This is a genomic window from Lacinutrix sp. 5H-3-7-4 (assembly GCF_000211855.2).
Lineage (GTDB): Bacteria > Bacteroidota > Bacteroidia > Flavobacteriales > Flavobacteriaceae > Lacinutrix.
Window position 1 is genome coordinate 125,836 of sequence record NC_015638.1, and the last position, 26,597, is coordinate 152,432.

Annotated in this window: 24 protein-coding genes; 7 read left to right on the forward strand and 17 right to left on the reverse strand. The window is 30.1% G+C overall.

What is annotated here, in order from left to right; genetic code table 11:
- Positions 1-3: 3 nt before the first annotated feature.
- The 10 genes from LACAL_RS00625 to LACAL_RS00670 are packed head-to-tail and all read right to left on the reverse strand — an operon-like array spanning position 4 to position 8,917.
- Positions 4-804, reverse strand: a complete 801-nt coding sequence (locus LACAL_RS00625; RefSeq protein WP_013868753.1) for a hypothetical protein — start codon at positions 802-804, stop codon at positions 4-6.
- Positions 797-1,567, reverse strand: coding sequence for a class I SAM-dependent methyltransferase (locus LACAL_RS00630; protein WP_013868754.1), 771 nt, complete (start codon positions 1,565-1,567; stop codon positions 797-799). The genes LACAL_RS00625 and LACAL_RS00630 overlap by 8 nt, the downstream gene beginning before the upstream one ends.
- 16 nt (positions 1,568-1,583) lie before the next feature.
- Positions 1,584-2,492, reverse strand: a complete 909-nt coding sequence (locus tag LACAL_RS00635) for a glycosyltransferase family 2 protein (RefSeq protein ID WP_013868755.1) — start codon at positions 2,490-2,492, stop codon at positions 1,584-1,586.
- Positions 2,492-3,517, reverse strand: coding sequence for a glycosyltransferase family A protein (locus LACAL_RS00640; protein WP_013868756.1), 1,026 nt, complete (start codon positions 3,515-3,517; stop codon positions 2,492-2,494). The genes LACAL_RS00635 and LACAL_RS00640 overlap by 1 nt, the downstream gene beginning before the upstream one ends.
- Before the next feature lie 5 nt (positions 3,518-3,522).
- Positions 3,523-4,455 carry a glycosyltransferase family 2 protein gene (locus LACAL_RS00645; RefSeq protein ID WP_013868757.1) on the reverse strand — a complete coding sequence of 311 codons (933 nt, stop codon included), beginning with the start codon at positions 4,453-4,455 and terminating at the stop codon, positions 3,523-3,525.
- A gap of 10 nt (positions 4,456-4,465) precedes the next feature.
- Positions 4,466-5,191 carry a glycosyltransferase family A protein gene (locus tag LACAL_RS14915; protein ID WP_013868758.1) on the reverse strand — a complete coding sequence of 242 codons (726 nt, stop codon included), beginning with the start codon at positions 5,189-5,191 and terminating at the stop codon, positions 4,466-4,468.
- Positions 5,192-5,193: 2 nt separating this feature from the next.
- Positions 5,194-5,910, reverse strand: coding sequence for a class I SAM-dependent methyltransferase (locus LACAL_RS00655; protein WP_013868759.1), 717 nt, complete (start codon positions 5,908-5,910; stop codon positions 5,194-5,196).
- Positions 5,911-5,919: 9 nt separating this feature from the next.
- The gene (locus tag LACAL_RS00660; protein WP_013868760.1) at positions 5,920-6,747 is read right to left on the reverse strand and encodes a polysaccharide pyruvyl transferase family protein; all 828 of its coding nucleotides are present in this window, start codon (positions 6,745-6,747) and stop codon (positions 5,920-5,922) included.
- Positions 6,748-6,774: 27 nt separating this feature from the next.
- On the reverse strand, positions 6,775-8,037 hold the full coding sequence (locus tag LACAL_RS14920; protein ID WP_013868761.1) for a polysaccharide ABC transporter ATP-binding protein: 1,263 nt from the start codon (positions 8,035-8,037) through the stop codon (positions 6,775-6,777).
- Position 8,038: 1 nt separating this feature from the next.
- Positions 8,039-8,917: an ABC transporter permease gene (locus tag LACAL_RS00670; RefSeq protein ID WP_013868762.1), complete on the reverse strand. Its 879-nt coding sequence runs from the start codon at positions 8,915-8,917 to the stop codon at positions 8,039-8,041.
- A gap of 1,053 nt (positions 8,918-9,970) precedes the next feature.
- On the opposite strand from LACAL_RS00670, the gene LACAL_RS00680 reads away from it, so the two are divergent.
- The gene (locus LACAL_RS00680; protein ID WP_013868764.1) at positions 9,971-10,720 is read left to right on the forward strand and encodes a hypothetical protein; all 750 of its coding nucleotides are present in this window, start codon (positions 9,971-9,973) and stop codon (positions 10,718-10,720) included.
- Positions 10,721-10,774: 54 nt separating this feature from the next.
- Here the strand turns inward: LACAL_RS00680 and LACAL_RS00685 are convergent, their stop codons facing one another.
- Genes LACAL_RS00685 through LACAL_RS00695 form a run of 3 tightly spaced genes read right to left on the reverse strand, consistent with a single transcriptional unit; the run spans position 10,775 to position 15,044 of the window.
- On the reverse strand, positions 10,775-11,758 hold the full coding sequence (locus tag LACAL_RS00685) for an SDR family oxidoreductase (protein ID WP_013868765.1): 984 nt from the start codon (positions 11,756-11,758) through the stop codon (positions 10,775-10,777).
- 4 nt (positions 11,759-11,762) lie between these two features.
- A complete protein-coding gene (locus tag LACAL_RS00690) occupies positions 11,763-14,231 on the reverse strand; it encodes an exopolysaccharide transport family protein (protein WP_013868766.1) in 2,469 nt (822 codons plus the stop codon).
- A gap of 12 nt (positions 14,232-14,243) precedes the next feature.
- On the reverse strand, positions 14,244-15,044 hold the full coding sequence (locus LACAL_RS00695) for a polysaccharide biosynthesis/export family protein (RefSeq protein WP_013868767.1): 801 nt from the start codon (positions 15,042-15,044) through the stop codon (positions 14,244-14,246).
- Between the two features lie 103 nt (positions 15,045-15,147).
- Between LACAL_RS00695 and LACAL_RS00700 the strand changes: the two genes are divergently transcribed.
- The 6 genes from LACAL_RS00700 (at position 15,148) to LACAL_RS00725 (ending at position 23,051) form a co-directional block, all read left to right on the forward strand.
- Positions 15,148-17,013, forward strand: coding sequence for an ABC-F family ATP-binding cassette domain-containing protein (locus LACAL_RS00700; protein ID WP_013868768.1), 1,866 nt, complete (start codon positions 15,148-15,150; stop codon positions 17,011-17,013).
- A gap of 7 nt (positions 17,014-17,020) precedes the next feature.
- Entirely contained in the window at positions 17,021-17,794 is a 774-nt protein-coding gene (locus LACAL_RS00705) for an O-methyltransferase (protein ID WP_013868769.1), read from the forward strand.
- 91 nt (positions 17,795-17,885) lie between these two features.
- Entirely contained in the window at positions 17,886-18,458 is a 573-nt protein-coding gene (locus tag LACAL_RS00710) for a cob(I)yrinic acid a,c-diamide adenosyltransferase (protein ID WP_013868770.1), read from the forward strand.
- 176 nt (positions 18,459-18,634) lie between these two features.
- Positions 18,635-18,856, forward strand: coding sequence for a DUF2795 domain-containing protein (locus LACAL_RS00715; protein ID WP_008272287.1), 222 nt, complete (start codon positions 18,635-18,637; stop codon positions 18,854-18,856).
- A gap of 269 nt (positions 18,857-19,125) precedes the next feature.
- The gene (gene secA, locus LACAL_RS00720) at positions 19,126-22,482 is read left to right on the forward strand and encodes a preprotein translocase subunit SecA (RefSeq protein ID WP_013868771.1); all 3,357 of its coding nucleotides are present in this window, start codon (positions 19,126-19,128) and stop codon (positions 22,480-22,482) included.
- A 161-nt stretch (positions 22,483-22,643) separates the two neighbouring features.
- Positions 22,644-23,051, forward strand: a complete 408-nt coding sequence (locus tag LACAL_RS00725) for a hypothetical protein (RefSeq protein WP_013868772.1) — start codon at positions 22,644-22,646, stop codon at positions 23,049-23,051.
- A 38-nt stretch (positions 23,052-23,089) separates the two neighbouring features.
- Here LACAL_RS00725 and LACAL_RS00730 read toward each other — a convergent pair whose 3' ends face one another.
- The 4 genes from LACAL_RS00730 to LACAL_RS00745 form a co-directional block, all read right to left on the reverse strand.
- Positions 23,090-23,779, reverse strand: a complete 690-nt coding sequence (locus tag LACAL_RS00730) for a peptidoglycan DD-metalloendopeptidase family protein (RefSeq protein ID WP_013868773.1) — start codon at positions 23,777-23,779, stop codon at positions 23,090-23,092.
- A 53-nt stretch (positions 23,780-23,832) separates the two neighbouring features.
- Positions 23,833-25,308: a hypothetical protein gene (locus LACAL_RS00735; RefSeq protein ID WP_013868774.1), complete on the reverse strand. Its 1,476-nt coding sequence runs from the start codon at positions 25,306-25,308 to the stop codon at positions 23,833-23,835.
- A 74-nt stretch (positions 25,309-25,382) separates the two neighbouring features.
- On the reverse strand, positions 25,383-25,946 hold the full coding sequence (locus tag LACAL_RS00740; protein WP_013868775.1) for a hypothetical protein: 564 nt from the start codon (positions 25,944-25,946) through the stop codon (positions 25,383-25,385).
- Positions 25,939-26,487: an RNA polymerase sigma factor gene (locus LACAL_RS00745; protein WP_013868776.1), complete on the reverse strand. Its 549-nt coding sequence runs from the start codon at positions 26,485-26,487 to the stop codon at positions 25,939-25,941. Before LACAL_RS00745 ends, LACAL_RS00740 begins: the two co-directional genes overlap by 8 nt.
- Positions 26,488-26,597 lie beyond the last annotated feature (110 nt).

Sequence of the window (26,597 nt, forward strand, 5' to 3'; positions counted from 1 at the left end):
AGGTTATGCTATTTTTAATTTACGTTTAATTTTTTTAAAAAACTTATTGGTTTTTTGTTCTAAGGCAAAAAATGGTGCTTTATACAAAATATAATCTTGTTTGTTTAATGCACTATCTATTGCCTCCTTATTTTCGTTTAGTATAAAATCTATTCTGTTTGTGTGTTTTTCATTTTCACCATAACTTCTGGCATACCAGGTATGGTATAAAAAAACTGTATTTCTAAACAAAACTGTATTAGATATATTATCTGAATGCATATTCGCATCTAAATATAAAATCTTTTTGTCTTGTCTTTTCAACCATAGGTAAAAACAATAATAAGGTTCATATAAACTACTTAAATCATATTGTCCTTTAAGGTTTAAATCTTGATTTGAAAATTCATTTTTACCAATATATTGATTCTTTTGCACCTCTTTTTTATCCCAAATACCTAATATTTCTTTAAAATTTAGAATTGAAAAAAAAGTATTTATCATATAAGGATTAAACGTTCTGTGTTTTATTACACCTCCATCACGAACACCTGCCACACTATAATTATTGGTTTTCATTGTTTCAATTATCGAAAAAACAATTTCACTATCATTAAAAACAACATCTTCATCTGCCATAATTAACCAATCGATATTTTCATCTTTTAGCTTTTTGAACATGTAATACAAACTATAAATACCATGCATGCCTTCTCTTCCATCAATAACATATTTTCTTATGTTTTTAGGAAATAATTTTGAAGTAATATTATACAATTCAAAATTGGCGACAGTGGTTATTATGGCTATGTTTGGTTTAGGCATTAGGTTTCTTATTATTTATAACATAATTCGATTTTTCATCATTATCTCCTTTATAAATAAATATCATATTATGATAAAAGTGCATTGAAATAATGTGCTTATCGTAATAAGTTTTTTTATAACCATCGATTAAAAACTCTTCATTATTCAAGCCATCAATTAAACTTTTAAAAAAACCATAAATTGTATGTTTACTATCTAAATTAGTTGAGTTTCCTCCATAGTCTTCCCAATAAGAGGTTTGTGTATCTTCTACTACATAAATACCTCCTTTTTTTAATTTAGGAAAAAAATATTTGAAACTTTCTATTACATGCTCATTAATATGACTGCCATCATCTATAATCAAATCAAAATCGCCTGTTTCTTTAGTTATTTTATCTAGAAATAGTATATCTACTTGACTCCCTTGAAATATTTTAATTCTGCGTTCTTCTAAAAAGGATTTATCATAAATATCTAACGAATAAATTTTAGAAAATGGAAAATAACTTTTCCACATCCTAAGAGAATTTCCGCCTATAAAAGGTTCTGCGTAACCACCAACTCCTATTTCTAAAATAGTGTTACGTTTAAATTTATATTTACTAAAATGCGTTTGATAATGTGGTGTATAAAAATGATACCCAAATTTATCGGTCTTATGTATTCTAGCTATTTTTGATAAATTAAAAGGAAAAAATAGCGCTTTATAAGCTCTTAACTTGTACTTAAATTTTAAGCGCTGTTTTTCTGAAAACTTATTTTTTAAATTATTAATCATCTAATAAACTTAATGCCTATTCTGTAGGCGTCCAATATATCTTAGTGTTTTCTAACATTCTATATTTAGCAATCTCATTTAACGACAACCGTTTACCTATAAAACATTTTGGCAAATTAATTATCAAATCAAACAATGCCAATAATATAGCTTTTAAAGCTTTAAAATCGCCTTGAAACACTTTTAATTTTAATTGCATCCACAAGGTATATAAAAACTTTTTAGGTATTAAATGGAAGGGATAAAACATAAAGTACAAATACCAGCCAGACCTTAAGGAGCGCCTTAACCTTGTAGTATAGTCTTTATCCTTTTTTCTGGATTTCACATCTACGCGATGCTGTATAAATACTGCTGGAACATACCATACTTCCCATTGCTTTTTAAACAATTGATAGCCTGCAAACTCCTCTTCACCATAAAACACAAACCAATCGGGATAATTTGCTATACTTCGCCAAGCATCCATACGCCAGACATGACCACAACCTACAAAACCTTTTACGCGTGAACTACTCGAGGCATCTGCAAGATTATTAGGTAAGTCTTTTCCCCAAAAAATTCTACTGGCTATGACTGCACATTTAGGATGTTTTAAGAAAAAAGATTCAATAATTTCTAATGGATTATTTGATACTATATGTGCATCATCGTCTAAAGTAATGGCATAGTCTGCTTGTGTAATACTTAATAAACGGTTTCTACTAAAAATTAAACCTTTGCTTGTTTTGTTTTGTATAACCTGTATTTGCTTATAATTATCTTTTAAATACTGGAATGTGCCATCGGTAGAACCATCATCACAAATAATGCATGCTACGTTTTCATTATCTAATAAATAGGAAATTTTACCTAAAGTGACCTTTAAATCTTCTAGCCTGTTTTTTGTGGTGATTAATATGGCGAATTTTAAAACAGACATCATTAATAGTTATTAAGCATAGCCTTTGGAAGGCCTTTAAATTTTAAAAAATGCTTATTTATATGTTTATTAAACAACACCTTTTTTGCTACTTTGTTTTTAAAAAAATATTCAATTTTACTAATAGTTTTCAATTGAGTTAAGGCTTGATAGTTTAATAATTCGTTCTTTTTATCGTGTAGTTTTAAAAGCGTTTCCTTCATCCATTTTTCATAAACATTACCCATATGATAAGCAAAATTATTGGTTGTAGTTAAACGCCAACCATCCACTTCTAAAACTGGTTTGTCTAATAATTCTCTATCCAATTTCGGACTTAAATTTTTATTGTCTTTTATATCTATATTTAATTTTAAAACTTCGGGTTTATAAGTTGCGACAAAGTGTCCAGAACCTACAACAGCCTCTATATTGTTTTCTTTACTAGTAATTGTAAGATGTTTTTTTAAATAATCTTGATTATAATTACTATCCCAACCTATACTTTTATAAAAACACTGAATTGCATTTGGATTTTTAACCGATGTAAATTGTAGTTTCTTATTAAAAAAATTTGAAACCAAAAGGTTTGTACAAAAGTTATTAAAAAGTTTAAATTGGGGCACTAAACCAACTACACCAGCTTTTGGGAATGCATTAAATACTCTTAGTGTTTCTGACTGCCAATTGTTTAAAAATAAAACATCAGCATCTGTAATGGTTACAAGACTAAAGTTATGACCTTTAACTGCCTTTATTATGGCTCTATTTTTTCCAATATTAGTAGTATGAATTACTTCTTGTATCTGTCCTGCTTCGTATAAATTATTTAAGTAAGTAACCACCTCTTTACTGCTTCCATTATTCACTAGACTAATATAGGTTTTAGAATGTGTGGTTTTTATTAAGCTCTCTAAACTTATTTTTAAAATAGAAAATCCATCTTTAAAGTAACCTTCGTTATTAGGTATATAAATAGGCATAACAACTTGATGCGTATAGTTATTATTGTAAGATATTTTTGTTTGTGGGTTTTTGCCTACTCGCATTGGTTTTATTTATTTAAAGAATTTTTAAACAAAACTGAAGTTTTGTTTAAAATATTATTTAATGATCTTACCAATTGTTTACTATCTACACACTCAAAAATTCCAGATATAGTATTAAAATTGGTTATAAACATTTTATTTTTTAATGATAATTTAAAATACCCTATATATTTGTGTAAAAAATGTCTTCTTAAAAAAATCATATCCAAACCAAGATTTTTATTCTTTTTAATTGTTTTAAAGACCAATCTATTCGCTTTAACTTTAGACTTTAATGAACTAATGGTGTTTAGACCATTAATACTATTTTGATGTATTCTAAAATAATACAAAATTTCATCTATTGCATAATAATTTTTAGTTTGAAATAAAAGCCTAGTGTAATATTCCCATTCTTGCTTTCTCATTAAAAATTCATTAAACAACTCACTATTTTCAATAGTTTTTCTTTTAAACAATGGTCCATTTGTATGTAATGAGATATTGCCAATTATATGGTCAAAAACTGGGGTTTCACTTATAGTTTTATTCCATAAAGTAAAATTATTATCTATTGTATTAATAAATTCAATACCAGAACAGACTACAAAATCGACATCATTGTTAAGTAATATATTTACTTTTTTCTCAATTTTATTTGGATGCATTATATCATCGCTATCAAACCATTGTATATATTCGCCTTTTGACTTTTCAAAACCGTAATTACGACAAGCATTTGCTCCCTTTTTTTTTTTTTCTGGTCTTTTTAAACACTTAAATCTTTTGTCTTTATTTTCGTAAGACTGTAAAATACTAAATGTAGCGTCTGTGCTTCCATCATCTACAATTATACATTCCCAATTATTGTAGGTTTGATTCGCAATAGAATCTAAAGTTTCCTTAATTACAGAAACTCTATTATAAGTTGGAATGATTATAGAAACTAATGGATTCACTTTTTGTAGTTTAATATTTTATTGCTATTTTTTCGTCACCTATATGATTTACAAAAGATTCATTTTTATACCCTAAAATGACACTTTTTATATTATTTACTCTCATTTTATCGGTTGTTTTTCGTTCTGTTTCCTTTAAAGTATATGGTAGACATTTATTAACAATTTTGAATGTTGTTAAATGAGGATTGAAACTAAAAGTTTTATCGTAAACACCATAATCTTCTTTTACAACTATTGCTTCAGTTTTATATGGTTGCACTCTATTTAATATTACTTGACCAATAGAATTATTACTCTCCAAAATTTTTATCATTCTTTGTAAAGGAATAATTTTTAAAAATTCCCAATCATCCTCACAATGAAACACATACTTGGTTTTAATTTTACTATTTATTCTATTAAGAGAATATCCTAAACCTTTATTTTTTTTGTTAAAAAAAAATTTATCAAAACCTTTTGTTTTAATATAGTCTTGTGTTTCTTTACTCTTTGGATAATCATCTATTATATACCAATAGATTTTAAACTCTGATGGTAAGTTTTTTTTTAAGCTATCTATCGTTCTTTCTAGATAAGATTTTCTTCCTGAGCTTGTTATAATTAAAGTTATTCCTTGTTTAGAATTAAAATTACTAAAGAAATTTTTATATTTATATAATAAAGCCTCTACAATTATTATGCTTCCATAATAATTGTAAAATCTTTTTAATTTCTTTAAAGTTTTTATAATCATAATTATAATTCTGTTACAAATTTACTTTGCTTTATAATTTTACTGTATGTATGATGAAAAGTTCCTTTTCTATTTAGAATTTGCTCCCATTCATTAAAAATCTCCTGTTCAACTTTTCTATTAGTATCATCTAATAAAACACAAAATTTTTCAGCTAAAAAATCTTTTAAAACAGGTATTGCACTATATCTAGCAAAATCGCAAATTTGTCCGTAAGGTCCATCTACAATTACCATATCTATCGTATTTAAATCCTTAGCTATTTTTTTTACAGTAGCTATATCATGCCATTTGTTTTGAGCTTTGTAATTATACTCTTGAATTTCAACAATTTTTACTTTTATCAACTTTACATAATCAGATAAATTTTCTTTTTCTAGCATTTTAGTTAATGTAGCAATCCATACTTCATCAGAATCTATAGATACAAATTTCACATCTAAATCATACATTTTAATAAGTTTAGCAATATAAATCGTACCAATGCCGCTGCCAAATTCAATTATTGACTTTCTTTCATTTAGAAGAATATCATTTAAAATATCAACTATAGTGTCGGGATTTAGGGAGAAGCTATTAAAAGGTAAATAAATATTATTAAACTTAAAATTAGAAAGCACATTATAGCCTTGTATTTTTCTTAATTCCAGATTTCCTTTTTCCGTTACTCTTAAGATTTTACTTATTTCCTTAAATTTACGTTTAAATTTATTTATCATATTTATAATTTAAAATGGACAAACCGATAGCAATTTTTCTTGTCTCGATGAAATTACTCCTACTTTTGGTAAAATAATTTTACTATTTATTTCAAACAAGTTCTCAAGATCTATACAATCTTCAAGTTCAAATACTTTTTTATATTCAATTGAAACAGATTCGAAATAGTCCTGAAATTTTATATCATCTCCCACTAATTTATTTGAAAATTTAACCCATAATGCTGGAATATTGTAAGCGTGTGAAATGATTACTCCATGTAAGGAAGAAGAAATTATTTTATTACAAGACAAAATTTCTTTTACTACTGCTTCAACATTACTATTTAAAAGATCTATTACTTTAAAATTTGGTTTATCCTTATAAATATTAAACACCTTATCGTAATCTACATAATGAGGTATTACACCAGTAATATTATTACTAGTCGTTTTTTCAGGATTGTAAAATAGTGGAGTTAATATTGCTGGGTCCCCATATACTTCATCACATCTAAAACCCAAACTTATAATTCTATCTCGTGTTTTTGGTCCTCTTACTGCTAAAAATGTCCCTCCTTTTATGTTTTCATTTTTTCTAATAATTCCAGAACCCCAAATAATGGAATTCTTGTTTGACCTTGACAATATACTTCCTATTACGAAATAATGAGAAATTAAATTTCTAAATAAAAACCTTGATGGATTTATTAAAAAAACTGGACGGTTAGAAATTCTCTTTACTAAATAAAGTGATAGAATATCGCCAAAGTTTTCTTCTCCACCTTCATTTCTTTTTTTTGAATAAAAAAAAAGAAAAAGTGGAAATTTAATTAATCTTAGTAATTTCTTGTTCATTTGTTTATTATCAAAATTGCAGAATAATTATTCAGCAATATTTTGGCTATAATTATAACTAGGTAAAGTTTTCGCTCTTAAAGCATTAAATGTTAATTGATTAGTGAATTCATTCTCTCCATTTATAACAAAAAATGAAGCGCTTTCCATCCATAAGTAATTAATATTATCTTTATCATATAAATAAATGTCAATATTATATTCACCAGGAATTAAATTTGGTTTTTTTATATATATCTTAATTAAACTCTTTCCTGTTTTACAGAAACTTATATTAAAATTGGTATAATCCATTTTAAAATGTAAAACTCTTTCATCTAAATCATTCTTAATAGCTATATCCATATAAACATCTTTGTTTAATGGTTTTAAAACATTAAAATTAAAAACTAACTCAATATCAGATTCGATATTAAGCAATTTGTCATTTTTTGCTTTACAATCTAAATAACTAAAAAAATCATTTACCTTTCTTACTCTTATATTTCTATTTTTCTGTTTTTTATAAACATTTAAAGCTTCATTTGTTTCTCCTTCAAAAGAAATCATTCCTTTATCTAACAAAATTACTCTATTACACAAACTTTGTATTGCACCCATATCATGACTCACAAACAACACCGTTCTACCTTCGCCACGACTAATATCCTGCATTTTCCCTATCGCTTTTTTCTGGAACTCAGCATCGCCTACCGCCAAAACCTCATCAATAACCAATATTTCAGGTTCTAAAAAGGCGGCTACTGCAAAGGCTAAACGCACAGTCATACCAGAACTGTAACGCTTTACAGGAGTATCGATATAGCGCTCGCAACCAGAAAAGTCTATAATCTCATCTATTTTAGAGCCTATTTCTTTTTTGGTCATACCTAAAATAGCACCATTTAAATACACATTTTCACGTCCGGTCATTTCACCATGAAATCCTGTTCCAACTTCTAGTAAAGATGCTATACGTCCTTTAGTTTTAATTTCACCAGTGGTAGGACTAGTAACTTTAGAGAGTATTTTTAATAATGTAGATTTTCCTGCTCCGTTTTTACCAATAATTCCTAAAACTTCTCCGCGTTTAACTTCAAAATTAATATCCTGTAAAGCCCAAACATAATCGCTAGAGCCTTTAGTACTACGGTCGTTATGTTCGCCTACTTTTAAATAAGGATCCTGTTTGCCTCGTATGCGATGCCACCAACGGTTTAAATCGTGAGAAATCGTGCCAGTACCAACAAGTCCCAAACGGTATTGTTTGGAGATGTTTTCAGCTTTTAATATGATGTCTTTTTTTGCCATATTAAACTGTATCTATAAATGTTTTTTCAGTTTTATTGAATACTATTAAACCAAATAAGAATACTAGAATACTTATACTTCCTGCATAAAGAAAGTTTTCTATTGAAAATTCTCCAACTCCTAAAGTCATATATCTAAACAATTCTATAATAGTGGTCATAGGATTGTATTCTACAATCCAAGAATACTCTGGTACCTTTTCTTTAAAATAAGATAACGGATACATGACTGCAGAACCATACATAAGCAACTGCACACCAAAACCAACTAAGAAAGTTAAATCGCGGTATTTTGTAGTTAAAGATGAAATAACCATCCCGAATCCTAAACCAAATAAGCCCATAAAAATTATTAAAAAAGGTAATAAAACTAAAGCGCTTTGAGGTATTGCATTAGCAGCTTGATTTGTAAAAAAAACAAAATAAATATAGAAGCTTATAAATACAAGTAGCTGAATTCCAAATTTTAGAAGATTTGAAAAAACGACAGATAATGGAGTAATTACTCTTGGAAAATACACTTTTCCAAAAATATTTTGGTTCGCTTTAAAAGTATCACTCGTTCCTGTTAAACAGGCACTAAAATAATTCCATGAGGTAATACCGGCTAAATTAAATAAAAACGATGGAATACCTGATCCTGTAGGTATAGAGGCTAAATTATTAAAAATTAAGGTAAAGATTACCGAAGTGAATAAAGGCTGAATAAAATACCATAATGGACCTAATATAGTTTGCTTGTATTGAGTGATAATATCACGTTTTACAAACAAAAAAAGCAAATCACGATATCGCCAAATCTCTTTAAAATTTAGGTCTATTAATTTCCGCTTTGGAGAAATAGTATAAAGCCAGTCTGAAGAAGTACGCTTAGTAGTCAAGACTAAAAATGTTTTTTTTGCATATTAGAATTACAAATAAAAACATTTTTTGGTGGTTTAACACTAAAACTTACACTTTATCGCATGCTTACAAGTACGTATAATGGTTTGTATTAACTTGTAATAATACAAAGGTCTAATTTTAAGCCGATTTACTTGGTAAGTTTATCATATTAAAAACATCATCATACGGCAAGTCTGTATACTCACAAAACTCACGTATAGATATTGATTGGCCTTTTCTTTTATTTCTAGCATCGCGTATCGATCGAAATAGAGAACAAGCACTCGATTGGCTTTTGCCTAAAATTTGGGCTGCTTGTGTAGTGTCAATGCATAAAGTAAAAATTCTCATTATTATTTATTTTCTATAGCAAAATACAATACTATACGTACTAACTATAAGTTTATATTATACAAAACTAAAGACTATCTTCCTTTTGCACAACGCAAATAGTGGTAAATATCGTCATAGTTTTCAACATCAATTGTGGAGATGTGAATTAATCATAGACTATTATTGTGATAAACGATTTTAACAAAATCGATAATTTTTAAAAAAAAGGTGAAAAAATAGCTTTTGCACTCTAAAAACTGCCGTTAAAAACCTAAAAATAAGCCAAATAAAAACAGAACTTTAAATAAAAACCAAACAAAAATACAGTATAAATAACACAGCGTTAAACCATAGATACTGTATAGATAGTGTATGGATACTGTATGGATACTGTATGGATACTGTATGCTTAAAGTATGACAGTGTTAATTATACAAATACTGCAAATCTTACAAATTCCACAAATCTCGCAATTTCATACAACATCGACTTAAAATTATAAACCGCTAAAAAACAAGTAAAAGCAATAAAAACGATTAAAAAAACAAACTTCAATTAAAAAAGCCAAACATTACAAATTTGAAATCACAAACTAAACCACCTATTTAATTTCGTAAAAAATTACTATTAGCATCAACTAGGGATCCATAGCAAAAGCAAATAGTAATAAAATTTATTTATTAATCAGCTCAATAGAGCTATAACACATTTTAAAAATGGCAAAATTAAACAGCCTATTAAAAATTGAAGGTACCTTAGATGGTTTAACTTTTTACAAAGGAAAAGACGGATACTTAGTCCGCACTAAAGGAGGCGTTTCTAAAAACAGAATTCAAAACGATCCTGCATTTATTAGAACACGCGAAAACGGAACCGAGTTTGGGCACGTGGCAACCAGTGGCAAAAAACTAAGGCAAGCAATTACACCATTGCTAGCCGATGTTAAAGACACTAGAGTAACCAGCCGCTTAACTAAAGTGCTTAGCCAAGTAAAAAATACCGACCTTACCTCTGCCAGAGGTTTGCGTAAAGTGGGTATTGGCATGCAATCTGTAGCGGGTAAAAATGCACTTAAAGCTTTCGATTTTAACAACAATGCGCAATTAGATAGCATTTTATATGCAGACTACCAATTAAATACAACTACAGGAGAAGTGCTCATTAACAACTTAAATCCATCGCAGGATATTAAAAAACCGGGAGGAGCAACGCATGTTAGCTTTAGTACAGGTGTTTTAAATCTTAACTTCGAAACCGAAGAAAAAGAACTAATACTTAGTAATATTGAAAATATTCCTATTAATAGTACTGCTACCAACATTAGTGTTGTACCTACAGCAATGCCTACTGGTACTGGTCAAGTATATTATTTTTTTAAGTTAGCATTCTTTCAAGAAGTTAACGGTACGCAATATGCTTTAAATAATGGAACTTATAATGTTTTACAAATACTGGATATTCTGTAATAGCATAAAAAAAGAGGAAGCCTAGCTTCCTCTTTTTTTATATTTTTTTCTAAATTAAGACTGTGCTACAAAATAATCCCAAGTTGCTTTTAAGCCTTCTACCGTGCTATACTTAGGTTTATAACCTATTAGCCGTTCCGCTTTACTTATATCTGCTAAAGAGTCTTTTACATCTCCTAAACGCTTAGGCCCAAACTTAACTTTGGTAGACTTATTTGCTAAAACACCTAAGGTCTCCCACAGTTTTATAATACTAATACGATCATTACAAGCAATATTAAACACTTCATTTTTTGCTTCTCCAGATGCGAAAAAACTTTTTATATTACCTTGTACTGCATTTGAAACATAGGTGAAATCTCTAGTTTGAGAACCGTCTCCATTAATTGTCGCTGGCACATTATCTACCAAAGCTTTCATAAACAAAGGCACTACTGCTGCATAAGCACCATTAGGATTTTGCTTTGGCCCAAATACATTAAAATAACGTAACCCAATAGTGTCTGTATTATAAGTTTTACCAAACACATCTGCATACAACTCGTTTACGTACTTTGTTACTGCATAAGGTGATAATGGACTACCAATAGAAGACTCTACTTTAGGCAAAATAGTACTATCGCCATAGGTTGAACTTGAAGCCGCATAAACCATACGTTTTACAGTTGTATTATCTTTTAAAGCTATTAACATATTTAAAAAACCAGATACATTTACTGCATTTGAGGTCACAGGATCATCTATAGATCTAGGCACAGAGCCTAATGCAGCTTGATGACTCACATAATCCATATCCTGCATAGCTGCTTTGCAAGTATCTAAATCTCTAATATCGCCTTCTATAAATTCAAAATTAGCTTGATTAAAAAAGGGCTCTAAATTGGTTTTAAATCCTGTTGCCAAATTATCTAAAACACGTACTTTTTTAGCTTGATGCGCTAGTAAATAAGAAACAATATGAGAGCCTATAAAGCCTGCGCCTCCAGTAACTAAAAACTGTAGTTTTGAAAAATCTTCGGTATGATATTTATAACTCAATGTTTTATTTTTTTCTTTTTAGAAAAGCTGTGAGTCGCTTTAACCAACTGGTTTTCTTTACTTCATCCTCATGATACCCATTTCCATACGCACCGTAGCCGTAACCATAGCCATAACCGTAGCCATAACCATAGCCATATTTACCTTTTTGATTATAAAAGTTATATATAAAGCTTAAGTTACTAATCTCTCCTTTTTTATACTTATCATTTATAAGACTTAACATCCCTTTTTTAGTGTAGTCTTGACGCACAACATATAAAGAGGCATCTACGTATTCAACAAGTTCTAAAGCATCAGACACTAAACCTATTGGTGGTGTATCTAAAACGATATAATCGTATTTTGCTTTTAGCTCATCTATAAATTGATCCATGCTTTCTCCCATTAACAACTCTGAAGGGTTTGGTGGTACAGGACCCGAAACAATTAAATCCAGATGCTCTATTTTAGTTTTCTGTGTTATGGCTTCAAGACTTTTTTGACCTATAAGATAATTAACAGCACCTATGTCGTTTTTAATTTCAAAATCATCAAATATTTTTGGTTTTCTTAGGTCTAAACCAACTAAAACAACTTTTTTTCCGCTTAATGCAAATACACTCGCTATATTTATAGAACAAAAGGTTTTACCTTCTCCACTTACAGACGAAGTAACCATGACTGTTTTTGTACCTTCTAGAGATTGCTGCTTATAGATATATTGCAAACTTGACCTAATGGCTCTAAAAGCTTCTGCAACTGTAGATTTTGGTTTTAAATGAACAGCTAAATTATTTTTTGCTGAGTTTTTACCAACGACACCCAAAAGCGGAATTTTAGATAACTTCTCTAAACTTTGTGGATTGTGGAGTTTATTATCAAAAAATGTAACGAGAAATGCGACTAATAAAGGTATTAAAAAGCCACCTAAAAAAGCAAAAACATAACGAGCACTCAACTTTAAATCTATGGGTATAGCTCCAGTGTCTTTTGCTGTATCTATTATCTGAATATCACTAACATTTGCAGATTTTATTATATCTGCCTCACCACGTTTTGCCAAAAACAAATTATAAGTTTGCTCACTTAATGAATATTGACGTTGTATAGTAAGTATTTGCTGCTGGTCTTTTGGAAGTTTTCTTATCTTACTATTACTCTGCGCTATCTTTCCTCCTATAAAACTTAACTCACGACGTAAACCTGCTGTTGCAGAACTTATATTTTCTAACAATACAGATTTTAATCCATCGATTTGGTTATTTAAATCTGTAAATATTGAAGCATCACTTCTTACGCTTGCTTCATATTTAGATTTTTGAACAGAAAGCGCATTAATTTTAGAAATGTTATTTAAAATATTGGCATCATCAATTCCAGCTATAGATGGCGCTGGTAACTCGGTAAAACTATTACTAGTTTCTAAATAAGTGCGTAAACTTTTATAATAAGCTAATTTTCTATTAATGTTATCACGCTCAACTTCAAATTGAGATAGCTTTTCATTTATCTGAAGGCTTTCTTCATCTAAATTAAATATTTTATTTTGCTCTCTATAATTGTTTAAAGAATCTGCCTTAGATGTTAATTTCGCTTTTTCTCTTGCCAATTGTTTATCAATAAAAGCAATGGTATTGGTTACAAATAAATTCTTTTTATCCAATTGATCTTTTCTTAAAATCGCGACACATTTGTTTAAATAGTCTACTATTTTAGAAGTATTTACATCTGTAATACTTAAATTAAGTATAGAGGAATTTATTGGGTTATCTATTTTTAACTTGCTATTATAATTTCTTACAACGCCATCAAAATCACTAAAAAGGATATAAAATTCATCACCAACATTAAAAGAGCGTTTTGCTCTTGTTGTAATAATACCATTAATAAAAGGCAATGCTATAGGTTCGTTTAATTTAAACGTATAGCTTTTAACGCCATTAGTAGCTGTAATAGTTTCTCGGGCTTTAGTATCAAAATTTTGTGCTGGTAATGTGGCGCCTTCAAAAGCGGTTTCTAAGGCTATTTCATCATTTCCTAAAAATGTAATTTTAATAGGATGATTTAATACTTGAAATGTATTTGGAGTTAATGTTATTTTAAATGGTGCTGCTTTATATATTTCATCTTTTCTAAAACGAGATTGTTTTAAATAATTAATATAAAACTGTAAACTATCAACAACTTTTTCATGATGAGATCGCGACTTTAATGTCGTCATAATTGTTTTAACTTTACCAGAAACGCCACCCCAATTAAAAGTTAAACTTGTATTAGATGTAAACAATGGGTTTTTATCATCCTCAACTGTAATTTGTGTACTTAATCTATAAGATTGTTGCTTTCTTATGTTTTGCTGATAAACAATAAAAACACCTAAACCAATACAAATTACAAACCACTTCCAGTAGCTTAAAGCTCTAATTAAAAAAGCCTTAACATCAAATGGTGCTTGATTTTGAGATTCTAAAAGTTCAAATTCATCATTCATAACTAATCTCTTTTATAGGTTTCTTGCCAAAAAGTATGTTGATACTAATACAGAGAATATAGACGCAATTGTTGTTAAAGTTTGTGTAGCAGTTTGTCCTGCACCAAGCGCTTTTCGTTTTAAAGGTTTAACCAAAATCATATCGTTTGGTTGAATATAGTAAAATGGCGATTGCATGGCTGCCATATCTGTTAAATCTATATGGTGTATTTTTTGACCTTGAGGATATTGGCGTACTACTAAAACATCGGTTCTATCACCAGTATCTTTAATATCACCTGCATTAGCAAGTGCTTCAATAATATTCACACGGTCTTGAAATAAAGTTAATACGCCAGAAGTATTTACTTCTCCGGAGACTGTATAACGTAAACCAGATAATTTTACGGTAACAAATATTTGAGAAACATCTTTTAAATATTTATCTAATAAAGCTTGTTTTACCTTGGCTACAATTTCATCTGTGGTATAACCCAAAACATTAATATCACCCAAAATTGGAAACTTAATATTACCATGTAAATCTACAGTAAAACCACTAAAATATAGCGCTTCTTGTCCTTGAGTATTACCAGCTTTTTCTGTTGGTTCAAAAATAGCTACTAGTTTTGCTAATTCAGAATCTGTAGATTTAATATCGATACTTAATATATCGTTTATTTGAACGCGATAAGGTTTAGAAAGTTCTTTTAAAAGTAAAGAATCATTAATAACTGTACCTTTATCTTGAAGATAAACCACATCCTTATTACTTATACAAGATGAACATAGCACACTAAATAGCACAAAAAAAGCGACTATAAATTTATTCATAATGGGATGTTTTGATTTTGACAAATATAGCTTTTCGTCTTGAACAATAAAACTTTTGTCGGAATTTTTGGAATTTTGTCCGTTATTTGTAAAAAATTGAGCATTGAACTATTTAACTGTTGAACAAATATCGAAATCCTACGGAGAGCTAACACTCTTCCAAAACATTTCATTTAGCATACACAAAGACCAAAAAGTAGCTTTTGTAGCTAAAAATGGCACAGGAAAAACCTCTATACTTAATATTTTAGCTAAACTTGACGAGCCAGACACTGGTAATGTTATCTTTAGAAAAGATATAAAAGTTTCCTTTTTACCACAAGAACCATATTTAGATGGAGATATGACGGTTGAAGACACTATTTTTAATAGCGACAACCCTATTCTTGATATTATAAAAAACTACGAGAATGCTTTATTAAATCCTGAAGATACTGAAGCTTACCAAAAAGCTTTCGAACAAATGGACATACACCAAGCTTGGGATTTTGAAACGCAATACAAACAAATTCTCTTTAAACTAAAGCTTGAAAACTTACAGCAAAAAGTAAGTAGCATGTCTGGTGGACAAAAAAAACGCCTTTCGTTAGCCAATGCTTTAATTAACAAACCAGACCTTTTAATTCTAGATGAGCCAACTAACCATTTAGATTTAGAAATGATAGAATGGCTAGAAGAATTTTTTGCTAAAGAAAACATCACGCTTTTTATGGTAACGCACGACCGTTATTTTTTAGAGCGTGTGTGTAATGAAATTATAGAATTAGACCATGGCGAACTTTTCTCTTATAAAGGTAATTACTCATACTACTTAGAGAAAAAAGAAGCAAGAATAGAACAACAAGCTGTAGAAACAGGCAAAGCAAAACAACTTTATAAAAAAGAATTAACCTGGATGCGTCGCCAGCCTAAAGCACGTACTACAAAATCTAAATCTAGAATAGACGATTTTACCGAGATAAAACATAAAGCGCACCAACGCCGTAAAGACCACGTAGTACAATTAGAACTTAACATGGAGCGTTTGGGAAGTAAAATTGTTGAACTTAAAAAAGTATCTAAAGCTTATAAAGATAAAATTATTTTAGATGGCTTTAGCTACATGTTTCAAAAAGGAGAACGTGCAGGAATTATTGGTAAAAACGGTACTGGTAAATCTACATTTTTAAATATACTTACTCAAACAGCAGAGCCAGACTCAGGAAAAATTGTTGTTGGCGAAACTGTAAAATTTGGCTACTATACACAAGGTGGTATTACGCCAAAACCACAACAAAAAGTTATTGATATTGTTAGAGAGTTTGGTGATTACATACCATTAAAAAAGGGACGTCAAATTAGTGCACAGCAATTACTTGAACGTTTTCTATTCGATAGAAAAAAGCAATACGATTTTGTCGAAAAACTTAGTGGTGGCGAACGCAAACGCCTATATTTATGTACAGTTCTAATTCAAAATCCCAATTTTTTAATTCTTGATGAACCTACTAACGATTTAGATATTGTAACATTAAACGTACTAGAAAGCTTCTTGTTAGATTTCCCAGGTTGTTTATTAGTGGTATCTCACGACCGTTATTTTATGGATAAAATTGTAGATCACCTGTTTGTTTTTAGAGGCAAAGGTGTTGTTGAAGATTTTCCAGGTAACTATAGCGATTTTAGAGCATACGAAGACAGCAAACCTGCTATTTCTGAAACTACAGACGAAGAAAAAAAAGAAAAGAAAAACTGGAAGAAAGATAGTAACGTAAAACTATCCTATAACGAGCAAAAAGAATATAAAAACTTAGAAAGTAAAATAAAATCTTTAGAGTTTGATAAAATTGAATTAGAAAAAAAGTTCTTAAATCCAGACCTTTCTACAAATGAAATTAACGAACTATCAAACAAACTTCAGGTTATATTAGATAGTATAGAAGAAAAAGAAATGCGCTGGCTAGAACTAGCAGAAAAAATGGAAGAATAAATAAACCATGCGAAAACTAATTATTGCGTACATAAAATTTTGGTTACGCTCTACAAACCAACACGGCGTACAATCACCATTCGTTTACAGTTTAGTAACCAAATGTTTTTACAATAAAAAACCACAAAATGCTTATAGTAAATTAAAAGCCTATAAAAAAGCATTATTACAAAACCAGCAAACTATACAGGTAACAGATTTAGGCGCAGGTTCGCAAACCACTAAAAGCAATACACGAGTTATTGCTAAAATTGCAAAAAACGCAGGCACAACAAACCATCGCGCCAAACTATTTTATCGTTTAGTAAACTACTTTCAATTTCAAAACATTTTAGAATTAGGTACCTCTATGGGTATAGCAACACACGCTATGCATCAAGGCAATCCAAATGCACAAATCACTACTATTGAAGGTTGTCCAAATATTTCGGCATTTACAAAAGAAAGTTTTAAAAACTTCAACTTAAAAAACATAGAACTACTAACTGGAGATTTTAAAAAAGTAATGCAACCATTAGTACAAAACAAATACGATTTAATTTATTTTGATGGCAATCACCAAAAAGAAGCTACTTTAAATTATTTTGAAACTTTACTACCAAGCGCAACAAACGATTCTGTTTTTATTTTTGACGATATTTATTGGTCAAAAGAGATGACCGAAGCTTGGGAAACCATAAAAAAACATCCAAAAGTTACCGTAACAATAGACACCTTTTTTTGGGGTATTGTATTTTTTAGAAAAGAACAAGCCAAAGAGCACTTTACAATACGCGTATAAATTTAGATTCTAATTTTCAACCAAAAGTTTTTCGCTTCAATATTTAACTTTTAACTTTGAAAGAATGGAACTTTCCATAAATTAAAAACACATGAAAGTATATACAAAAACAGGAGATAAAGGCACAACTGCATTATTTGGCGGCACACGCGTTCCAAAACATCACATAAGAATAGATAGTTATGGTACTGTAGACGAGTTAAACTCGTACATAGGCTTAATTCGTGATCAAGAAATAAATCAGCTTTACAAAAATATCCTTATAATAATTCAAAACAAACTATTTACAGTTGGAGCAATATTAGCAACAGATCCAGAAAAAATGGTTTTAAAAAACGGAAAAGAACGCTTAAATATAAATAAAATCACTTCCGAAGATATTGAACTTCTCGAGCGTGAGATGGACAGTATGAACGAGTCACTACCACAAATGACGCATTTTGTTTTACCAGGTGGCCATCAAACAGTGTCATTCTGTCACGTAGCACGCTGTGTTTGCCGTCGAGCGGAAAGACTAGCGTCTGCCTTAAATGATATTGAACCTTTTTTACCAGAAGCACTCACCTATTTAAACCGCCTTTCTGACTATCTTTTTGTATTGGCACGAAAGTTGACTCATGACTTGCAAGCAGACGAAGTTAAATGGATTCCTGAGAAACATTAAAGTTGCACAGAATAAACAAACTTTTAAGCTGTTATTAAATAACACTGCAAAATATTTAGGTTCAAATAGTTTCAGTGAAAAATGACGTTCTTTTTTATTACTGAAAAATAATTCACTTTTTTCTTGACTATTTAAACTAAAAATTTATTTTTGCAAAAAAATAAACCTATTAAGAAATGTATTGGACATTAGAATTAGCATCTTATTTAAGTGATGCACCTTGGCCGGCAACTAAAGACGAACTTATCGATTACGCTATTAGAACAGGAGCGCCTTTAGAAGTTGTAGAAAATTTACAAGCCATTGAAGATGAAGGCGATTCTTACGATTCTATCGAAGAAATCTGGCCGGATTACCCAACAGATGAAGATTACCTCTGGAATGAGGACGAGTATTAAAACATTGCCTTACAACAATGTAATACTTGCTAGATATAGCAAGACTATATCTTATTTATAAAAAATACCAAAAAAAAGTCTCGATTAGAGACTTTTTTTGTGCGTTAAAATTTAGCTAACCACAGCTAAAAACGTATATTTAAGCCCTTTTTAATTAAGGTGCAAAAGTGTTATTCTAAGCATCGCAAAAGAATCTCACAAATAACAACTAAAATTAAGTTTTGCTTTTAGAAAAAACGCAAAACATTCAAAATATAAAACAGTAAACTATGAGTTTTTTAGATTCCATTCTAAAAGTATTTGTTGGCGATAAGTCTAAACAAGACGTAAAAGCCATTTCACCTTTAGTCGATAAAATAAAATCGTTTGAAGCTGCTCTTGAAGCTTTATCTCACGACGAATTAAGAGCAAAAACAATAGAGTTTAAAGCTATTATAGCCGAAACTCGCAAACCTTTTAACGAGCGTAAAGACAAACTAAAGGCAGAAGCAGATGCGACTGATGATATTGACAGACGTGAAGATATTTACCAAGAAATTGATAAAATTGAAGACGAATCTTACCAAGCTGTAGAAGTTACTTTAAAAGAAATTTTACCAGAAGCCTTTGCAGTTGTAAAAGAAACAGCAAAACGTTTTACAAATAACAGTGAAATTACTGTTACTGCAACACCATACGATAGAGAAGTTTCTGGAATGGGAGATTATGTAACCTTAGATGGAGACCAAGCAACATGGTCTAACTCTTGGGATGCAGCAGGAAAAGCAATTACCTGGGACATGATACACTACGATGTGCAATTAATTGGTGGTGTCGCTTTACATGAAGGTAAAATTGCCGAAATGCAAACAGGTGAAGGTAAAACATTAGTAGCAACATTACCGGTGTACTTAAATGCCTTAGCAGAAAAAGGTGTGCATTTAGTAACTGTAAACGACTATTTAGCAAAACGTGATATGGCATGGATGGCGCCAATATTTCAATTTCATGGCATGACCATAGATTGTATAGATAATCACCGTCCAAACTCTGAAGGTCGCCGTAAAGCATACAACTCAGATATTACATACGGTACAAATAACGAATTTGGTTTCGATTATTTACGTGATAATATGGCAAACTCGCCAGACGATTTAGTACAACGTCCGCATCACTACGCTATTGTAGATGAGGTAGATTCTGTATTAGTAGATGATGCTAGAACACCATTAATAATTTCTGGACCAATACCTAAAGGAGACGTTCACGAATTTACAGCACTTAAACCTCAAGTAGAAAATATTGTAGCTGTACAACGTAAACAATTAGTACAAACATTAGCAGAAGCTAAAAAATTAATTGCCGCCGGAGACGAAAAAGAAGGTGGTTTTCAATTACTACGTGTTTACAGAGGTATACCAAAAAATAAAGCGTTAATTAAGTTTTTAAGTGAAGAAGGTGTTAAACAATTACTTCAAAAAACCGAAAACGTTTACATGGCAGATAACAATCGTGAAATGCCAAAAGTTGATGAAGCACTTTATTACGTAATAGAAGAAAAAAACAATCAAATTGAATTAACAGATAAAGGTATTGAATTCCTTTCTGGTAAAGACAATCCAGACTTCTTTGTCATGCCAGAAATTGGTATTGAAATAGCTAAAATTGAAGCAAAAGGTCTTTCATCTGAAGAAGAAGCAGAATTAAAAGAAGATTTATTTAGAGAATTTGGAGTAAAATCTGAACGTATACACACTTTAAACCAACTACTTAAAGCATACGCTTTATTTGAAAAAGACAACCAATATGTTGTTATGGATAATAAAGTAATGATTGTAGATGAGCAAACAGGTCGTATTATGGATGGTCGTCGCTATAGTGATGGATTACACCAAGCGATTGAAGCAAAAGAAAATGTAAAAATTGAAGATGCTACACAAACATTTGCAACAGTAACACTACAAAATTACTTTAGAATGTACCGCAAACTTTCTGGTATGACAGGTACAGCCGTGACAGAAGCAGGAGAGTTTTGGGAAATCTATGAACTTGATGTTGTAGAAATTCCTACAAACAGACCAATTGCACGTCACGATAAAGAAGATTTAGTTTATAAAACTAAACGAGAAAAATACAACGCGGTAATTGAAGAAGTAACAAAACTATCTCAACAAGGGCGTCCAGTATTAATTGGTACTACAAATGTTGAAATTTCTGAGTTACTTGGAAAAATGCTTAGCATTAGAAAAGTACCACACAATGTCCTTAACGCCAAATTACATAAAAAAGAAGCAGATATTGTTGCAGAAGCTGGACAACCAGGACAAGTAACTATTGCAACTAACATGGCTGGTCGTGGTACAGATATTAAATTAATAGACAAAATTAAAGAAGCTGGAGGTTTAGCCATTATTGGTACAGAACGTCACGATTCTAGACGTGTAGACAGACAGTTACGTGGTCGTGCTGGTCGTCAAGGAGATCCAGGAAGCTCACAGTTTTATGTGTCATTAGAAGATAATTTAATGCGATTATTTGGTAGTGAACGTATTGCCAAAATGATGGATAGAATGGGATTAAAAGAAGGTGAAGTAATTCAGCATTCTATGATTTCTAAATCTATTGAACGTGCACAGAAAAAAGTTGAAGAAAATAACTTTGGTGTACGTAAGCGTTTATTAGAGTATGATGATGTAATGAACTCGCAACGTGAAGTTGTTTACAAACGTCGTCATCATGCCTTATTTGGTGAGCGTTTAAGAGTGGATTTAGCAAACATGATTTTTGATACTTCGGAAGGTATTGCCGAAACTAACAAAAATGCTAACGACTTTAAAAACTTTGAGTTTGAGTTAATTCGTTACTTCTCTATGCCTTCACCTATAACTGAAGATGAGTTTAACAAATTATCTGCAACAGCTATAACAAAACGTATTTATAATGCTGCTTTCGACCATTATAAAGCAAAAATGGAACGTAATGCAGAAGTTGCTTTCCCAGTAATTAAAGATGTTTACGAAAACCAAAGCGATAAATACAAACGTATTGTTGTACCATTTACAGATGGTGTAAAAACTTTACAAGTTGTAACAGATTTAGAGCGTGCTTATGAGTCTCAAGGAAAAGAATTAGTAACAGATTTTGAAAAAAATATTACACTTGCCATTATTGATGATGCTTGGAAAACGCATTTACGTAAAATGGATGAGTTAAAACAATCTGTACAATTAGCAGTACACGAACAAAAAGATCCATTATTAATTTATAAGTTTGAAGCTTTTGAATTGTTTAAAACAATGATTGATCAAGTAAATAAAGATGTTATTTCATTTTTATTTAAAGGCGAACTGCCAAGCGAAAATACAAACGCAATTAGCGAAGCTAGAGAAACTAAGAAAAAGGAAAACTTACAAACACAAAAAGAAGAAATCCCTAATCTAGACGAGCGTTCTGCACAAAACAGACAAGCAGGAAACACACAACAACAGCAACAAGTAGTAGAAACTATTGTACGCGACCAACCAAAAATTGGACGTAACGATAAAGTGACTATCAAGCATGTTATGAGTGGTGAAAATAAAGTTGTTAAATTTAAACAGGCCGAACCTTTAATTGCTAAAGGCGAATGGGTTTTAGTTAACGATTAAGCAAAATGCGATTATAAATCTATAATATAGCATACATTAAAACCGAAGTTTAATACTTCGGTTTTTTTATGCGCCATATTTATTTACATCATAAAGTATACAATACTGTCCTATTCAATTTAATTTTGTAATTTTATTTAACTAACTAATACGCTAAAATTATGCTTAAAAATATACTTGCAACAGTTGTAGGTTTTGTTGTTGCTTCGGTTGTTGTTTACCTTTTCGAAACCGTAATTGGACACAATTTATTTCCTCTAGCCGAAGGTGCTAAACCAGAAGATATTGAGTGGATAAAGGCCAATATGCAAGCTATTCCTGTAGGTTCTAAAATATTTGTAGTTATTGCTCATTTTATGGGCATAATTAGTGGTATGGCAATTGCTGGTTTTATTTCTAAAACAAGCATGATTCCTGCTTACATAGTTGGAGCTTTAATGCTATTAGCAACCTTTGCAACTATATTTATGTTACCTAAAGAACTGTGGTTTACTGCTGCCGATGCTATTTTTGTTATTGCTGGTTTCTTTTTTGGAAAGTCGTTTGCGCAACGTTTTGTTTTTAATTAAAAATTTCAATTTAACTTTTTACGAAGAATAATTTAAATTTATAATCCTAAAATAAGCTCAGGATTAATAGTATTTGCTTTATAAAAATCTAAATCTTTTAACGAGCAAACACCAGGATAATCACCTTTTTTGTCTTGCAAGTCTAAAATAATTTGAAAATGTAAATGTGGTGCGTAATCGCCATTTACTTCGGCTTTGCCTAAATGTGCGATAACTTCTCCTTTTTTAACCTCGGCTCCTACTTTTAAATCTATTAAAGATTCACGAGATAAATGTCCGTAAAGTGTATAAAAAGTAAATGCTTCAACCGTGTGTTTTAAAATAATAGTTGGACCATAATCACCAAAATTAGTATTGTCTTTAAAGCTATGTATTTCGCCATTAAAAGCTGCTAAAACAGGTGTTCCTGCTGCTATCCATAAATCTAAACCAATATGAATATTTCTCTCGGTTTCTGGATTTTGATTGTTAAAATAATCACTGCGATTATAAATGCCTCGTTTTTCTAAGTAACCACCAAAGGCTACTTTTTTATTATGCGTTTTTAGGTAATTACCTATATAATTTTCCCAGGCTTGTGAAGAAGAAACATCAAGCGTTTTTAAGCTAGAATTTGTTTGAGAAAGATCTATAGCTATATAGTCGCTATTAGGAATTGAAGCATCAATAACATTAATGTTTTGCGATGCTAGCGATTTAAAAAAAGAAAGGTTTTTTTTAGAATTCATATGTATTTATAAACCAATAGGTATTAAATATTTTTGAATTCAAAAATAAATAATTATTCGGCAACTATATTACTATACTTTGCATTAATAACAATGGTTTTGGTTGTATCTCCACCATTAGGATTATGTTTTATTGTAGTATTATTTGTACGTTGTTTATTAAACTTAGAGTGATTCCCTTTAAAGTAGAGGTTGTAATTTATTGCTGTTGGTAATTTTAAAAGTGCATCACTATTTTCTAAAACAATATTTAGGTTACTAAAACTATGCGCTATATTACGTATGTACAAATCTCCAAAACTACCGTCTATTATACTATTACCATTTAAGGTTTCTATATCTATATTAGAGGATACTGCATTAAGCACTAAATCTTTAGCTGTTTTAATTTTAGTTTTATCGGCATAATTTAATTTTAAAGCACCTTCATTTATATTTAAAATTGTAGCATTAGAGTACAATACATTAATGGAAGCATTGCTCCCATTAATTGTATTAGCAAATAAATTACCATGCGATACTGTAATATCTGGATTAGTGATTACAGATGCTAGTTTAAGCTCGCCATGTCTAACATTAAGTTTTAATTTTGCTTTTTTTGGCATCTTAATTTTTATGGTCTTTATAAGGTCGTAGTTTTTGTTGTCTTTATCAAAAACACCGTTTGCTTTAGAGTTACCAAAGGTTTCTTCCATTTTAGCTTCAAACGCTTTACCAAATTCTTCTCCCCATTTTTCTAAAGCTGGCGCTACATTTTTTTCAAAGTTTTTACCAAACTCTTCTCCCCATTTTTCCATTCGCTTTTCAAGTTTTTCTCCAAAACCATCTTCGAAAGCTTTCTCTATATCTTTTCCAAATTGTTCTCCCCAAACTTCCATGCTGCGTTCAAACTTATCGAAATCTGATTGTTTAATACTTTTTGCCCATTCGCGCATTTCTTCTTCATATTCTTCTCCATATTCTTTTCGGTATTTTTTGCTCCAAGCGTCTAAATACTTTTCACCTTCTTTTTCGTAACGTTCTAAATCGAAATCTACATTATAGTTACCATCTGGAGACTCAGGAATACGTAATACTTTTAATGATTCTGGCAAATTTTTTAACGACTCTAAGTTTCCTAAATTTTCTAATAATGGCTCTAAAGATTCGTTAATTTCTAAAGGTAAATTAGAAATTGCTTTTAAAGACTCTTCATCTAAAATCTTAATACTCATATCACTAGACCAAGAACCTGTAGAACCTTTTGTTGTAATTTTTACATTACTTTTTGTGTTATTTATTTCTAAATCCCAAGTATTTAATACGGCTTGTAACGCTTCTTTAGATAATTTATCACTTTCAATATAAGCTTCAATTTCTACATAATCTTTATTCCATGTATCTACCAAGATATTAGTATGACTTGTATTTAAATTTACAGTTACATCTTTATTTACTTTAAAAGATTTGGTTTCTTTTTTTAATTTATTTTGTGCCGTTAAGCTTAAAGTAGCTAACATACACACAATTAATAGTTTTATAGTTTTCATTATTTTTTAATTTTTTGGTTGATACCAAAAAGCAGTTTTGGTATAACTATTCGTTTTTTGATTGATTGTTTTTTTTAAATACGTCCAGAAGTTGCTGTATTTAAATCTTTTAATTGTTCCTTTAAACGGTACATTAAGTTTAGTCTTAATTTTAAATTACTAATTAAAGCATCTACAGTAAGTTCATCTGGGCCTTGATTTGTTAACTCTATGGTTAAACGCTTATACTCTGCTTTAAGCTCGTCTAATCGTTTTACATAACCATCAAACAATTCTTTATTATCTGGTGTTAATTTTACTTTAGATAATTCTAAATTTATATTAGCCAAATAATAATCTTCAACCTTTTTAAGATCTGGAGAAATATCGCCTAATGATTTTGTTTCTATAACATCACTTGTATTAGTACCTGCTACTTCAATTTGGTTTTCGGTATTAAAAAACTGGAATGCTCCAAAAGCTAAACCTAATAATAACACGACACTGGCGGCAATATTAATTATGCTAAATCTAGATTTTTTTTGCACAGGCTTAGTAGCTTCTAACTTTTTAAGAAAACGCTCTTCATGTCCTTTAGGCATTTTATCTATAGATAATTTATTATCTGCCTCAAATAAGTTTCTAATATCTTTAGCCATAATGTTTTTGTTTTAGTAATTCTTGTAATTTTTGTTTTCCTCTGGATAATTGTGTTCGTGAAGCAACTTGTGTTATGTTTAAAATTTCTGAAATTTCCTGATGGTCATAACCTTCAACTAAAAACAACATTACAACATATCTATACTTATCTGGAAGTTGTTGTATTGCCTTTTTAATTTGCTCCAGTGTTACACTTTCATCTACTAACCATTTGTTGTTTACAGAAGTATCTACAACTTTAAGGTGCACATCTTCAAGCTCAACTAAACGCTGCTTTTTTAGTTTAAGCGTGTCTATACTTTTATTTACAACAATACGTTTTAACCAAGCGCCAAAAGTAACATCGCCTTTAAATTGATGTAATTTTGAAAATGCCTTAATAAAAGATTCTTGAACAATATCTTCGGCTTCGGCAGTGTGGTTAACAAAACGTTTCGCAACACTGTACATACAGTCGCAATACTGGTTATACAAATGCAATTGCGCTTTGCGATTATTTTGTTTACACAATTCAATAGTATCTAATTGAACGACTTTCACTTTTTAGTTTTTGGTTGGTAGTTTAATCTATTATAAAGACGATACATTTTCTCAAGTGTTGCAAAATTGATTTATTTTTTTTTCAAAATTCACTATTTTTTAAGAATAAA